This is a genomic window from Spongiibacter nanhainus, assembly GCF_016132545.1.
Taxonomy (GTDB): Bacteria; Pseudomonadota; Gammaproteobacteria; order Pseudomonadales; family Spongiibacteraceae; genus Spongiibacter; species Spongiibacter nanhainus.
The window spans coordinates 2,654,861-2,667,995 of the sequence record NZ_CP066167.1; the positions used below are offsets into that span (position 1 = coordinate 2,654,861).

The 13,135-nt window shown below is 58.7% G+C and carries 14 protein-coding genes; all 14 read right to left on the reverse strand.

The window, feature by feature from the left end; genetic code table 11:
- Positions 1 to 16: 16 nt before the first annotated feature.
- A complete protein-coding gene (gene rlmN / locus I6N98_RS12165; RefSeq protein WP_198568622.1) occupies positions 17 to 1,159 on the reverse strand; it encodes a dual-specificity RNA methyltransferase RlmN in 1,143 nt (380 codons plus the stop codon).
- Positions 1,160 to 1,178: 19 nt separating this feature from the next.
- On the reverse strand, positions 1,179 to 1,607 hold the full coding sequence (gene ndk, locus I6N98_RS12170) for a nucleoside-diphosphate kinase (RefSeq protein WP_198568623.1): 429 nt from the start codon (positions 1,605 to 1,607) through the stop codon (positions 1,179 to 1,181).
- Between the two features lie 119 nt (positions 1,608 to 1,726).
- A complete protein-coding gene (locus I6N98_RS12175; protein ID WP_198568624.1) occupies positions 1,727 to 2,890 on the reverse strand; it encodes an IscS subfamily cysteine desulfurase in 1,164 nt (387 codons plus the stop codon).
- Positions 2,891 to 2,910: 20 nt separating this feature from the next.
- Positions 2,911 to 3,381, reverse strand: a complete 471-nt coding sequence (gene iscR, locus I6N98_RS12180) for a Fe-S cluster assembly transcriptional regulator IscR (RefSeq protein ID WP_198568625.1) — start codon at positions 3,379 to 3,381, stop codon at positions 2,911 to 2,913.
- 51 nt (positions 3,382 to 3,432) lie between these two features.
- Positions 3,433 to 4,236 carry a tRNA (cytosine(32)/uridine(32)-2'-O)-methyltransferase TrmJ gene (gene trmJ, locus I6N98_RS12185; protein ID WP_198568626.1) on the reverse strand — a complete coding sequence of 268 codons (804 nt, stop codon included), beginning with the start codon at positions 4,234 to 4,236 and terminating at the stop codon, positions 3,433 to 3,435.
- 5 nt (positions 4,237 to 4,241) lie between these two features.
- Positions 4,242 to 4,676: a SufE family protein gene (locus tag I6N98_RS12190; protein ID WP_198568627.1), complete on the reverse strand. Its 435-nt coding sequence runs from the start codon at positions 4,674 to 4,676 to the stop codon at positions 4,242 to 4,244.
- A 44-nt stretch (positions 4,677 to 4,720) separates the two neighbouring features.
- Positions 4,721 to 5,254 (reverse strand): putative Fe-S cluster assembly protein SufT, encoded by a 534-nt coding sequence (gene sufT, locus I6N98_RS12195; protein WP_198568628.1) that lies wholly within the window; start codon positions 5,252 to 5,254, stop codon positions 4,721 to 4,723.
- 22 nt (positions 5,255 to 5,276) lie between these two features.
- Positions 5,277 to 5,630 carry a HesB/IscA family protein gene (locus I6N98_RS12200; protein WP_198568629.1) on the reverse strand — a complete coding sequence of 118 codons (354 nt, stop codon included), beginning with the start codon at positions 5,628 to 5,630 and terminating at the stop codon, positions 5,277 to 5,279.
- Between the two features lie 58 nt (positions 5,631 to 5,688).
- Positions 5,689 to 6,936 carry an aminotransferase class V-fold PLP-dependent enzyme gene (locus I6N98_RS12205; protein WP_198568630.1) on the reverse strand — a complete coding sequence of 416 codons (1,248 nt, stop codon included), beginning with the start codon at positions 6,934 to 6,936 and terminating at the stop codon, positions 5,689 to 5,691.
- Complete coding sequence (gene sufD / locus I6N98_RS12210; protein ID WP_198568631.1) at positions 6,933 to 8,240, reverse strand: Fe-S cluster assembly protein SufD; 1,308 nt, start codon at positions 8,238 to 8,240, stop codon at positions 6,933 to 6,935. The genes I6N98_RS12205 and sufD overlap by 4 nt, the downstream gene beginning before the upstream one ends.
- Positions 8,240 to 8,989 carry a Fe-S cluster assembly ATPase SufC gene (gene sufC / locus I6N98_RS12215; RefSeq protein ID WP_198568632.1) on the reverse strand — a complete coding sequence of 250 codons (750 nt, stop codon included), beginning with the start codon at positions 8,987 to 8,989 and terminating at the stop codon, positions 8,240 to 8,242. The genes sufD and sufC overlap by 1 nt, the downstream gene beginning before the upstream one ends.
- 49 nt (positions 8,990 to 9,038) lie before the next feature.
- Positions 9,039 to 10,487: a Fe-S cluster assembly protein SufB gene (gene sufB / locus I6N98_RS12220; RefSeq protein WP_198568633.1), complete on the reverse strand. Its 1,449-nt coding sequence runs from the start codon at positions 10,485 to 10,487 to the stop codon at positions 9,039 to 9,041.
- A gap of 259 nt (positions 10,488 to 10,746) precedes the next feature.
- Entirely contained in the window at positions 10,747 to 12,030 is a 1,284-nt protein-coding gene (gene tilS / locus I6N98_RS12225) for a tRNA lysidine(34) synthetase TilS (RefSeq protein WP_198568634.1), read from the reverse strand.
- A 40-nt stretch (positions 12,031 to 12,070) separates the two neighbouring features.
- Complete coding sequence (locus I6N98_RS12230) at positions 12,071 to 13,021, reverse strand: acetyl-CoA carboxylase carboxyltransferase subunit alpha (RefSeq protein WP_198568635.1); 951 nt, start codon at positions 13,019 to 13,021, stop codon at positions 12,071 to 12,073.
- Positions 13,022 to 13,135 lie beyond the last annotated feature (114 nt).

A 13,135-nucleotide genomic window follows, 5' to 3' on the forward strand; every position in this document is an offset into this window, starting at 1 on the left:
CTCCCCTTATCCAAGGTTAAACCAGGCGTACCGCCTGGGTTTCTTCAAATTTGCGCCGGTGGCGCTCGCTGCGGCGGGTGCGGTCTTGCACCTGCCCCGCCAACTGGCCACAGGCGGCGTCGATGTCGTCACCCCGGGTGGTGCGCACGGTGGTAACGTAGCCGGCATCGGTCATGATTTGCCAAAAGCGCGACACGGCGTTGTTGCTGGGGCGCTGGTAATCCGACAGCGAAAACGGATTAAAGGGAATCAAATTGACCTTGCAGGGCAAGCTCCGCAACACACTCGCCAGTTCTCTGGCGTGCTCGGGCTGATCGTTTACACCGGCGATCAAGGTATACTCGACGGTAACTACCCGGTGTTTATCGGGCTGTTTATCCAGGTAGCGGCGGCAAGCCGCCAACAGCTCGGCAATGGGGTAACGGCGGTTGATGGGGACCAGCTCATCCCGCAGTGCATCGTTGGGGGCGTGGAGTGACACCGCCAGCGACACCTCGGAGACATCGCCCAGCTTATCCAGCATGGGCACCACCCCAGAAGTACTGAGGGTCACCCGACGCTTGGACAGGCCGTAGCCGAAGTCGTCCATCATCAGGCTGGTGGCATCCACCACGTTATCGAAGTTGAGCAGAGGTTCACCCATGCCCATCATCACCACATTGGTGACCACGCGATTGTTGGTGGACGGAAAGGCGTCGTAGGATTTGAGTGCCAGCCAAACCTGGCCGATGATTTCCGCTGCGGTGAGGTCCCGCATAAAACCCTGCTTGCCGGTGGAGCAGAAGCTGCAATCCAGACTGCATCCGACCTGGGATGACACACACAGGGTGCCCCGTTTGCCATCGGGAATCAGCACCGTCTCCACCAGGTTGTTGCCGCCCACCTCAACGGCCCATTTGCGGGTACCGTCTTTGGAATCGAGTTGGCGAACCACACCCGGGGGGCGAATCTCGGCGCACTCGGCCAGTTTGGCCCGCAGCGCTTTACCGAGATTGGTCATCTGCTCAAAGTCGTCGACACCGCTGTGGTGAATCCACTTGAGTATTTGCTGGGCACGGAAAGGCTTCTCGCCAATGGAGACCAGAAAGGCCTCCATTTTGGCGCGCGGCAAGCCCAGCAGGTTGACCCGCTCTACTGGCTTGACCTCGGCGGAATCCATATCCCGTGCTCCCGGCGCCCTAGGCGCGCTCGCAGATTTCGCTGGCAGCGAAGAAGAAACCGATCTCGCGAACCGCAGACTGCTCGGAATCCGAACCGTGAACGGCGTTGGCATCGATGGACTCAGCGAAATCCGCGCGAATCGTGCCCGGCTCCGCTTCTTTGGGGTTAGTAGCGCCCATCAGCTCGCGGTTTTTAAGGATCGCGCCCTCACCTTCCAGCACTTGAACAGTGACCGGACCGGAGGTCATGAAATCTACCAGCGCAGGGAAGAAAGGACGGCCTTTGTGTTCGGCGTAGAAGCCTTCGGCCTGCTCGCGGCTCAGGCGCAGCATTTTAGCGGCAACGATTTTCAGGCCGGCTTTTTCAAAGCGGCTGTAAATGTCACCGATCGCGTTTTTGGCAACAGCGTCAGGCTTGACGATGGATAGAGTGCGCTCCACGGCCATGTTTTATAATCTCCAATAAAATCAAAATCTTGTAAGAAGGCCAACCACGTTCAGTGGCGGGCCGGCAAAAGCACGCAATTATAAGCGCATTGGCGGCAAATGCCTATGTCGGCACGCCTTTATCCGGTTTTCTGCTGCCCGCCACGGAGCTGGCCAACGGCGGCCACCACCTGCTCTGCAGCCTGAGCCAGCTCCTCAGCGCTGGTATAGCGGCCAAAACTAAAGCGCACCGAGCTCAGCGCCAAGATGTCGCTGCAGCCAATGGCTCTGAGTACGTAGGAGGGCTCCAGCGTTGCCGAGGCACAGGCCGAGCCGGTAGACACCGCCAGGTCTTTCAGCGCCATCAGCAAAGACTCGCCATCAACGTCGGCAAAACTGACATTGGCAATCCCCGGCCAGCCGCCGTCGCGGCCATTAACCACCACCCCATCCAACTGAAGGATGGGAGTCAAAAATTGGCGGCGAAGTTCCGTCAGTCGCGCCCGCTCGGCCTCAAGGCCGCCAGCCGCCAGTTGGCAGGCGGCGCCAAAGCCAACGATTTGGTGGGTGGCCAGGGTCCCTGAGCGCATTCCCCGCTCGTGGCCACCGCCGTGCATCTGCGCCGCCAGTTGGCAGCGGCTGCGGCGCCGGACATACAGCGCACCGATGCCCTTGGGGCCATAGCATTTGTGGGCAGACAGGGACATTAAATCCACCTTCAACGCCGCCATATCCAGAGGCAATTTGCCGACACTCTGGGCGGCATCCACGTGGAAGAAGGCCTGATGATCGGCCAGCGCTTCGCCCAGCGCCGCGATATCATTGATCGAACCCAACTCGTTGTTAACGTGCATCAGGCTGACCAAAATAGTGTCGTCCCGCAGCGCCTTGTTCAAAGCATCGACGCTGATCACACCGCCGTCGTCGGGCACCAGGTAGGTCACCTCGAAACCTTTGGTTTCGAGATAGGCGCAAGTATCCAGCACCGCCTTGTGCTCAATTTGTGAGGTGACGATATGCCGACCGCGATCAGCATAGGCCTCGGCCACGCCCTTGATAGCCAGGTTGTCGGCTTCGGTGGCACCGGAAGTCCAAACAATCTCTCTGGGGTCGGCACCGATTAGATCGGCAACCTGTCGGCGCCCCTCTTCCACCGCCGCTTCCGCCTTCCACCCCAGCAGGTGAGAGCGGGACGCCGGATTGGCGAAGTTGCCGTGCCGGGTCAGGCACTGGGCCATTTGTTCGGCAACCTCGTCAGCCACCGGTGTGGTGGCGGCGTAATCCAGATATATCGGGTCTGCCATTCCCATCTCAATCTACCATCTCAATCCACCATGGTCATGGCGATGTGCTCGCTTTCCCGGTGGTTCTGCCGGGTGGCGATTTGCTGAATTTCCTGGCGCTCCATCAGGCTGGCCAGACTGATGCCACTCAGAAAGGTATGAATCTGATCGCTCAGGTCACTCCACAGGTGGTGAGTCAGGCAGACTTCTCCCTCCTGACAGTTAGCCTCTCCTGAACAATTGGTGGCATCGACACTCTCGTCCACCGCATCGATAATCTCCGCCACATAAATGTCGGCAATAGAGCGATCCAGGCAGTAACCGCCGCCGGGACCGCGGATACTTTTGACCAGCCCCCGACGCCGCAGCTTGGCAAACAACTGCTCAAGATAAGACAGTGAAATGTGCTGCCGCTCGGAGATCGCCGACAGGTTCACCGGCCCCTGCTCACTGTGCAGAACCAGGTCCAGCATGGCGGTCACCGCGTAGCGACCCTTGGTGGTTAAACGCATGGTCTCGGCCACCTCCCGTTGGGAATCGTGTTATTGCGATTGTCGTTCCTGTTAGCCATCAGCCTCGCTCACTCCTTCCGGAAGATCGGCAGTAGCATCCTTTCCCTGGCGTATCTGATACTGGGTAGCGGTCAGGATACCTCTGAGAATATTGACTTCCATTTCATCGGGACGGGCCCGGGTATAGAGCCGGCGCAAGCGCGTCATCAATTGTTTGGGGGCCTTGGGGTTGAGAAAACCCATCTCAACCAGGGTCTCTTCCAGGTGCACAAAATAACGCTGCAGAGCGTCGGCGGTGGCCGGTGGCATATCCCAATCCGCCATGGGATTGTCGCTGAGTTGCCCCTCGACACCGGACAAGTGGGTCATGCGCAGTTCATAACACAACACCTGAACCGCCATGGCCAGATTGAGAGAGCTGTACTCTTCGTTGGCGGGGATATTGACGTGAAGATTACACAACTGCAGCTCGTCGTTAGTGAGACCGCGATCTTCTCGCCCGAACACCAGTGCCACTTTGTGTTGGCCCGCTTCGGCATAGGCCCTCTCGGCACAGTGGCGGGGATCCAACAGCGGCCAGGGAATGGTGCGTCCCCGAGCACTGGTGCCCACCACCAGACTACAATCGGCAATGGCCTCTTCCAGAGTGTCGTAGACGGTGGCGCTATCCAACACATCGGCGGCGTTAGAGGCCCGCCAAGTCGCCTCGTCGTGGGGGTATTTGCGGGGTGCAACTAAAGCCAAGTCGCTGACCGCCATATTTTTCATCGCTCTGGCCACCGCACCAATATTGCCCGGGTGGGAAGTGTTAACCAGCACAATGCGAATATTGTCCAGTTGAGAGCGCTCAGTCATGACCATCACTCTCCGGCAATCTCGCGGATACGCTGCACCATGGCGCGCAGGCCATTGCCACGAGTTGGACTGAGGTGGCGCATCAGGTCCAGCTCATCAAAGTAGCTGTCGATATCAAAATCGAGTATCTCACCGGCGCGCTTGTGATTGTAGGCACTGAGTATCACCCCCAGCAGCCCCTTGACGATAAACGCGTCGCTGTCGGCCTGGAATTCAAAATAGCCGTCCTGCTCCGAGGGCTCCAGCCACACCTGACTCTGACAGCCACGTATCAAACGGTCTTCGGTTTTGAGTTCGTCTGGCATCGCGGGCAGCTCTTTGCCCAAGTCGATAATGTACTTGTAGCGGTCTTCCCAGCTATCAAAAAAACCGAGGGTATCGACAATATCCTCGGTAGTGATGCTGCGTCCAAAGGGGTTTTCGCTTACCGCACTTGCCATCGCTCACTCAATCTCACTGAAGTCGCCAAGCCCATTCGCTCAGCTTAAAAAAACAGGCCGGTTTCCAATTGTGCTTCTTCCGACATCATGTCCCGGCTCCAGGGCGGATCGAACACCAGATCGACCTGAACCGCCTCCACATTGGGCACCTGGGCGACCCGGTACTCGACGTCGCCCACCAACACCGGCCCCATGCCACAACCCGGGGCTGTTAAGGTCATTTCGATGCTGACCCGCTTTGCGGCCTGATCCAGCTCTACCTTGTAGATCAAACCGAGGTTGACCAGATCCACCGGTATCTCAGGGTCATAGACGGTCTCCAGCGCTTGCCAGACCTGATCTTCCAGGATGTCATCCCCGTCCGGTGCTTCAAACTCCAGGACTTCGGGCTCCAGCCCCAGCGCCGCTGCATCGGTTCCATCCACCCGAACCATGTTGCCGTTGTAGGTCACGGTATAGTTGCCCCCCAAGGATTGGGTAATGGTGACAAAGTTATCCTTGGGGATGGTGATGGGTGTGCCTACTGGTACCAATCGCCCGGGGCAGTCGGTGACCGTAGCCACCATTCTTCTTTCCATGTTACTTCCTCAATCGAGCGGCTTAACCGACGTTAAAGCTTTCGCCACACCCGCACTCGTCTGAGACATTGGGGTTGTTAAACTTCAGCATCTGGTTCAAACCCTCGCGGGTATAATCGATCTCGGTACCACGCACCATACCCATGGCGTCAGAGGCCACCAGCAAGGTCAGACCGTTGTCCAGCTTGAGAGCAACATCGCCCTCCTGCCCCTGCTCAACAATATCGATGACGTATTTGTAGCCGGTGCAGCCGCTGGATTTGACCGACAGGCGCACAGCGCCGCTGGGCTTCTCAGCCAACTGCTTTTGAAAATGTGCTTGGGCCGCGTCGGTAACCGTGACAGCCTGTTCGGGTGCAAAGGTTTCAACACTCATGTCTCGCTCCAAATAGGGGCCACCCTAAAGTTAGTCCGTATAAAACTGTTAGACTGCATCAAAGTAAAAATGTTTTGGCTTTTTCCAGACCGGCAAACAGTCGGTCGACCTCATCCATGGTGTTGTACACGGCAAAGGACGCCCGGGCTGTACCCGGAACACCAAACTGCTTCATAATCGGCTGGGCGCAATGGTCGCCAGTGCGTACGGCAATCCCCTGTTGGTCCAGCAACATACCAACATCGGCGGGGTGGGTGCCTTCCAGCAAGAAGGAAAACGCCCCGGCTACCTGCTTGGCACAACCGATGCGCCGCAAGCCCTCGCAGCTTTCGGCTTTGCTGTGGGCGTAGCGCATCAGGCCCGCCTCGTGATCCGCCATTGCGCGACGATCGATGGATTGCAAAAAGTCCACCGCCGCACCGAGCCCCACAGCACCACCAATATTGGGCGTACCGGCCTCAAACTTAAACGGCAATTCGTTGTAAGTGGTGCCGTCAAAGCTCACGGTCTTAATCATTTCACCGCCGCCGTGATAGGGCGGCATCCGCTCCAGCAGAGCCTCTTTGCCGTAGAGCGCGCCTATGCCGGTGGGGCCATACATTTTGTGGCCGGAGAAGGCATAGAAGTCACAGTCCAGCGCTTGTACATCCACCTCGAAGTGGGGCACACCCTGGGCGCCGTCGATCAGCACCTTGGCGCCGGCACTGTGGCTGAGGCGAATAATGTCTTCGATCGGGTTCACGGTACCCAGCGCATTGGACACATGCCCCACTGCCACCAGCTTGACCCGTTCGTCCAACAGCCCTTCAAAGGCCGACATATCCAGCTCACCGTCATTGGTGACCGGCACTGGCACGACGTCCGCCTGACATTCAGCCGCTACCATCTGCCAGGGTACGATATTGGCGTGGTGCTCCATGGCCGATACCACAATGCGGTCGCCGGGCTTGAGTATCGGCTTGGCGTAGCTCTGGGCAACCAGGTTGATCGCCTCAGTGGTGCCCCGAGTCCAGATAAGCTCGCGGTTACTGGCCGCATTAATTAGTGCAACTACTTTGTTGCGGGCAGCCTCAAAATCCGCTGTTGCCCGGTCACTCAAGGTGTGGGCACCGCGGTGGACATTGGCGTTATCGCAGCGGTAATAGTCGGCAATGGCATCGATCACCGACTGGGGCTTCTGGGTGGTTGCCGCATTGTCCAGATAGACCAGTGCTTGACCATTGACCTGTTGATGGAGAATGGGGAACTGGGCACGCAGTGCTGCCACATCAAAGTCATTGTGCTGCTCAGCTACCGCCGCCGTCATGCCGCACTCCTCCCCCGGGCAAACTTGCGTTCAAACAGCTCCTCCACCAGCGGAGTCAGGTAGTTACGTACCGGCTGGTGAGGCAATTGCTCCAGAAGCTCGTTGATAAAACCAAAGCTCAGCATCATTTCCGCCCGCTCTCGGTCGAGACCGCGACTCTGAAGGTAGTACAGGGCTTTTTCCTCAAGCTGAGCAACGGTGGCGCCGTGACTACACTTCACGTCGTCGGCGTAAATTTCCAGCTCAGGCTTGGTGTCCACCTCGGCGTTGTGACTGGTCAGCAGGTTTTTGTTGCTGAGATCCGCCACGGTTTTCTGGGCATCCGGGTGAATATGAATACGGCCATTAAACACCGCCTTGCCATGGTCACCGATAATGCCCCGGAACACTTCGCTGGTGGTGCAATGGGGAACGGCATGCTCAATGCAGGTGTGGAAATCCACCAGATGCTTGTGATTGGGCAGATAGATACCGTTCAAGCCGCAGTGCGCACCTTCACCGCGGTGGTTTACCACCACATCGGTGCGCTGCAAGGTGGCGCCGAGACTGGCCATAAAGCTGTCCAGGGTGGCGTCCCGCTCCAGATTGACGTGCACGCCGCCGATATGCAGGGCGTGCTCTTCTTCTAAATGGAGGTGGTAGTGGGTCAGTCGCGCATTGGCGTCCAACTGCAACTCGGTGACCGAATTGCTGAAACTGTTTTGAGGCGCCTCGGTGCTGCTGAAGTGCTCCACCACGGTGGCGTCGGCACCGCTTTCAACATGCACCAACAGACGCTGGTTAACCGAATAGGCTTGCGCCTCGGGCACGGTGATGTGGTGAATGTAAATCGGCGTCTTAACCTGGGTGTTTTTGCTGAAGCGCAGATACACGCCCTCGCCCAGCCAGCTATCATTGAGCGCGGCAAACAGGTGTTTTTCGCTGTCGGCAATGGTGCCGAGACGCTCGAGGATAGTCTGCTGCTGACTGGCATCCGCCTCACTAAAGCGCACGCATTCCACCCCTTCCGGCAGGGTATCGCAGGACAACTCAGCGTTGAAGGCGCCGTTAACGAACACCAGACCGCAGGCTTCCAGGCCGTGGATGGCGTCCACCTGCTCGCTCAACTGGGAGGACTGAGCGGCGGGCCAACTCAGATAACTGCCGTCGGCCAATGCCTGCAAGCTGGTGTACTTCCAGTTCTCGGTTTTGCGGCTGGGAAAGGGAGTCACTTTCCACTGCTCGCGACCGCGCTGATTGAGCTCCTTCAGCCAGGGCAAACCCTGGGGCTGAAGCTCGGCGGCTTGTTGGGTAAACGCTGCCATCAGGCCACCTCTTTGGTAATCCAACCGTAGCCCTTCTCTTCCAGCTCCAGGGCCAGAGTACGGTCACCGGATTTGATGATCTTGCCGCCAGACAGAACGTGCACAAAGTCGGGCTGAATGTAGTCCAGTAAGCGCTGATAGTGCGTCACCATCACAAAGGCCCGGTCAGGCGAACGCATGGCGTTGACGCCATCTGCCACCACCTGCAGGGCATCGATATCCAGACCGGAGTCCGTTTCATCGAGGATGCACAGCTTGGGCTCCAGCAGCATCATTTGCATCAGCTCGTTGCGCTTTTTCTCGCCGCCGGAAAAGCCTTCATTCACGCCGCGCTTGAGAAACTGATCACTGAGGTTGACCGCTTTGCATTTTTCCCGGGCGAGTTTCATAAACTGTACGGAGTCGATGGGCTCTTCGCCGCGGTGCTCCCGCACTGCATCCACCGCCGTTTTCAAAAACTCCATATTGGAAACGCCAGGGATCTCTACCGGATATTGAAAGGCCAGAAACAGCCCTTCCCGAGCGCGCTCTTCGGTCTCCATGTCCAGCAGATTTTTGCCGGCAAACTCTACCGACCCGCCAGTAGCCTCATAGCCCTGCCGTCCCGCCAGGACATGACCCAGAGTACTTTTACCCGAGCCGTTGGGACCCATAATGGCGTGGATCTCGCCAGCCTTGACCTCGAGATTGAGGCCTTTGAGAATTTCTTTATCGCCTACGTTCGCGCGCAGATCTTTAATGGATAACATAGTCTTACTTCTCTCCGAATTGGGGTGGTGTACAGGATGGGATCGAGCCCTAGCCCACCGACCCTTCTAGACTGACTTCCAGTAGCTTGCCGGCCTCAACCGCAAACTCCATGGGGAGTTCTTTAAATACTTCTTTACAGAAACCGTTAACAATCAGCGACACCGCCTTCTCGGCGTCGAGTCCCCGCTGCTGGCAGAGATAGAGCTGGTCGTCACTGACCTTGGAAGTGGTGGCCTCGTGCTCCACTACCGCCGAGGGGTTGCGGCTTTCGATATAGGGGAAAGTGTGGGCACCGCAGCGGTCGCCAATCAACAGCGAGTCACACTGGGTGTAATTACGCGCCCCCTCGGCACGCTGGCTCATGCGCACCAGGCCGCGGTAGGCGTTCTGGCTACGGCCGGCGGAGATGCCCTTGGAGATGATGGTAGAACGGGTGTTGTTGCCCATATGGATCATCTTGGTACCGGTGTCGGCCTGCTGGTAGTTGTTGGTCAGCGCCACTGAATAAAACTCACCGACACTGTTATCGCCCCGCAGCACCACGCTGGGGTATTTCCAAGTCACTGCAGAACCGGTCTCCACCTGCGTCCAGGAGATTTTGGCATTGTCGTGGCACACGCCGCGCTTGGTAACAAAGTTATAGATGCCGCCCTTGCCTTCGCTGTCGCCGGGATACCAGTTCTGTACGGTGGAGTACTTGATCTGGGCGTCGCCCAAAGCCACCAGCTCCACTACTGCGGCGTGCAGCTGGTTCTCGTCCCGCATGGGTGCGGTGCAGCCTTCCAGGTAGCTCACATGACTGCCTTCATCGGCGATGATCAGGGTGCGCTCAAACTGGCCGGTCTTGGCCTCGTTGATACGGAAATAGGTAGACAGCTCCATGGGGCAGCGCACGCCCTTGGGGATGTAGACAAAAGAACCGTCGCTAAACACCGCACTGTTGAGCGCGGCGAAGAAGTTGTCCCGGCGGGGCACGACTGAGCCCAGGTATTTTTTGATCAGCTCAGGGTACTCGTGCACGGCCTCGGAGATGGAGCAAAAAATCACCCCGGCGTCCTTAAGCTTTTCCCGGAATGTGGTGGCCACCGATACCGAATCGAACACGGCGTCTACCGCGACACCGGCCAGCATTTCCTGCTCGTGAAGGGGGATGCCCAGCTTTTCATAAGTGCGCAGCAGCTCGGGGTCCACCTCGTCCAGGCTCTTGGGTTTATCCGCCATGCTCTTGGGGGCGGAGAAATAGGACAGTGCCTGAAAGTCCACCGGCGGATAGTGAACATGGGCCCAGTTGGGCTCGTCCATTTCCAGCCAGCCGCGATAGGCTTCCAGTCGCCACTCCAGCATCCACTCCGGCTCACCCTTCTTGGTGGAGATAAAGCGAATGACATCTTCATCCAGGCCGGGCGGCAAGGTGTCGGACTCCACCGCGGTATAAAACCCGGCTTCGTAGTCATTCTGCAGCAGCGTATCGATTTGGGCCTGTTCGCTCTGTGACATAGTATTCGACTCAAATTCTCAATTAAATCAGGTTACTAGCCGACAGCGCCGACCTTGAGTAGGCACTGCAGACTCGATAAACCCGGAATCCCTTCCCCGACAGGGAGAGGCGAAAAAGCAGCGCACTGGCGCCGTTGTTGCCGTTATTGTGACAAACCTTAGTAAATTACTCAACTATTTACCCAGCAGGTGGCGGGCGCCGCGAGGACGTGTGAGAGGTCAGCAGCGAGAGATCACGGCGCCGTATTATACCCACTACTCACTCTGATGGCTGCCAGTCGATACGCCGCCCGGATAGCGCATCCTCGAAACCGTGACACAGCCACAGGTCGGCAACTGCGGCCAGCTCCCCGTCGAGGTATAGCAGGGGCAGACGCTCCCGCCGCCAGGGTGGCAGCTGCACTTCTTGCAACAGCTTCTTCAAGCGCTGGGACTGCCCGCGGCCCGAGGGGCGACAGCGCTCACCGCCGGTCCGAAAGCGCACCTCCAGGTCCAAGGGCCCTGCATTGGGCTCGCGATCCGCAGACAAGGTCCCCGCCCCTGGCAAGGTCAGCACCGACTGGGCATCCCACCGGTAACGATGCCGAGGATCAAAGTCGCTCAGGGCGGTTAGATACAAACGCTGCTGATAGCGACGGACCTGCCAATCGCCGATGGCCATGACCGGCAGGCTGTCTTTGGCGGACCACAGCATCACTCGCTGCAATTCCTGCAATTGCGCCGCGCTGGGAACAAGCTGGTAGTGGCCCAGCCAACGCCTAAGAGCCGCATTGCGCTGACCGTCATCCATGCCCCGCAGCGCAGCCAGCTCCACGACCCGGCGCTCGCTGTCCGGACAAAAGCCACTGATGTCGACTGATTCCAGGCGGCTTCCGGCAGCCAGCTCGGCGAAGCGCCCCAGACTTTTCCGGTAGCCGGGCCAGCGCTCGGCCACCGCAGGCAACACCCGATGGCGAAGGTAGTTGCGATCCATCGCCGGGTCGGCGTTGCTGGGGTCCTCGACCCACCCCAGTTGATGGTGGCGGGCGTAGTCCTCCAACGCGGCCCGGGGCAGCGTCAGCAAGGGCCGCATAATCGTGGCGGCGCTGCCGTCGTCCAACACCAACGGCCGCTGTCGGGGAATGCCTTGCAGACCATCCGGCCCGGTACCGCGAAACAGTCGCAGCAACAGGGTTTCGGCCTGATCGTCGAGGTGGTGGGCCTGCAGCAGCAGATCGCTGTCAGCCAGGAATTGTGCAAAGGCCCGATAGCGGGCATCCCGGGCCGCCGCCTCCAGGCCCTCACCCGTATCGACGGTTACCCGAGCACTCGCGAATGTGACACCGAGGGAGTCGGCAAAGGCGCGACAATGCCGCTGCCAGTCATCCGCCTGGGACTGAAGCCCGTGATGGACATGCACAGCGTGAATAGCCGGTCGCGACGCCAACTGGCAAAGGCCGTGGAGCAGTACCGTGGAATCCAGCCCACCACTGTAGGCCACCACCCAACGCCGCCCGCGCTCGGTGTGAAGCTGGCGGTCGAGGGTTTGCAGAACGGTGTGCATGGTAGAAGGGGCACCGCCATCGCAGGCGGTGCCGGGGAGATTAGAGTTTGCCGTAAGACATCAGGCGCTGATAGCGGGTATCCAGCAGCTCGTCCTTGGGCATTTGCTGCAAGCGGTCCAATTGCGCAATCAGGTGCCGGCGAACCCGCTGGGCGCTATCGTCAATATCCCGGTGAGCGCCACCCTGGGGTTCTTCGATAGTGGCATCGACGATACCCAGCTCCTGCAGCACCGAGGAGGTGACCCCCATGGCTTCCGCCGCGTCGGGGGCGAACTCACTGCTCTTCCAGATAATGTTGGCGCAGCCTTCTGGAGAGATAACAAAATACGTGGAGTACTGCAGCATGGCGATATGGTCACCCACGCCAATACCCAAAGCCCCACCGGAGCTACCCTCGCCGATCACCACACAGATCATCGGCGTTTTCAGGCGGGACATCACCGCCAGGTTTTGGGCGATAGCCTCACTGATGCCCCGCTCTTCACTGTCGATACCGGGATAGGCCCCCGGGGTGTCGATCAGCGTAATCACGGGCAGGCCAAAACGCTCGGCCAGCTCCATCAGTCGCAGGGCCTTGCGGTAGCCCTCGGGTTTGGGCATGCCGAAGTTGCGCTTTACTTTTTCGTTCACGCCACGGCCTTTTTCCTGGCCAATAACCATCACCGGGCGCCCATCCAGCTTACCGATGCCGCCGACGATAGCCGAGTCATCGCCAAAGCGGCGGTCGCCGTGCAGCTCGTCGAAGTCGGTGATAATGCGGTTGATGTAGTCCAGCGAATAGGGGCGCATAGGATGCCGGGCGATTTTAACCACATCCCAGGCGGTCAGCTGAGAGAAAATCTTCTCCGTCAGCTTGGTGCTCTTTTCCCGGAGCTTGGCGATTTCTTCGCTGATGTTGATATCGTTGTCGTTGCCCACCAACTGGAGTTCTTCAATTTTGGCCTCCAGTTCAGCAATCGGCTGCTCGAAATCAAGATAGTTTGGATTCATCGCGCTGGATACTTCCTCGTTTGTGCCAGTGAACTGGGCTCGAGTGTATGTTACCTCTCGCCTCTTGTAATGTTATGTCAGCGTCCGCTGGCAGGTGCGTGTCATTGCCGGCAG

Excerpts from the sequence above, each read along its gene's own strand:
- ndk (WP_198568623.1), bottom strand. The coding sequence starts at position 1,607 with ATGGCCGTGGAGCGCACTCTATCCATCGTCAAGCCTGACGCTGTTGCC.
- I6N98_RS12190 (WP_198568627.1), bottom strand. The coding sequence starts at position 4,676 with ATGGCAAGTGCGGTAAGCGAAAACCCCTTTGGACGCAGCATCACTACC.
- I6N98_RS12175 (WP_198568624.1), bottom strand. The coding sequence starts at position 2,890 with ATGGCAGACCCGATATATCTGGATTACGCCGCCACCACACCGGTGGCT.
- I6N98_RS12200 (WP_198568629.1), bottom strand. The coding sequence starts at position 5,630 with ATGAGTGTTGAAACCTTTGCACCCGAACAGGCTGTCACGGTTACCGAC.
- sufC (WP_198568632.1), bottom strand. The coding sequence starts at position 8,989 with ATGTTATCCATTAAAGATCTGCGCGCGAACGTAGGCGATAAAGAAATT.
- iscR (WP_198568625.1), bottom strand. The coding sequence starts at position 3,381 with ATGCGTTTAACCACCAAGGGTCGCTACGCGGTGACCGCCATGCTGGAC.
- sufB (WP_198568633.1), bottom strand. The coding sequence starts at position 10,487 with ATGTCACAGAGCGAACAGGCCCAAATCGATACGCTGCTGCAGAATGAC.
- I6N98_RS12205 (WP_198568630.1), bottom strand. The coding sequence starts at position 6,936 with ATGACGGCGGCGGTAGCTGAGCAGCACAATGACTTTGATGTGGCAGCA.
- tilS (WP_198568634.1), bottom strand. The coding sequence starts at position 12,030 with ATGCACACCGTTCTGCAAACCCTCGACCGCCAGCTTCACACCGAGCGC.
- sufT (WP_198568628.1), bottom strand. The coding sequence starts at position 5,254 with ATGGAAAGAAGAATGGTGGCTACGGTCACCGACTGCCCCGGGCGATTG.
- rlmN (WP_198568622.1), bottom strand. The coding sequence starts at position 1,159 with ATGGATTCCGCCGAGGTCAAGCCAGTAGAGCGGGTCAACCTGCTGGGC.
- I6N98_RS12230 (WP_198568635.1), bottom strand. The coding sequence starts at position 13,021 with ATGAATCCAAACTATCTTGATTTCGAGCAGCCGATTGCTGAACTGGAG.
- sufD (WP_198568631.1), bottom strand. The coding sequence starts at position 8,240 with ATGGCAGCGTTTACCCAACAAGCCGCCGAGCTTCAGCCCCAGGGTTTG.
- trmJ (WP_198568626.1), bottom strand. The coding sequence starts at position 4,236 with ATGACTGAGCGCTCTCAACTGGACAATATTCGCATTGTGCTGGTTAAC.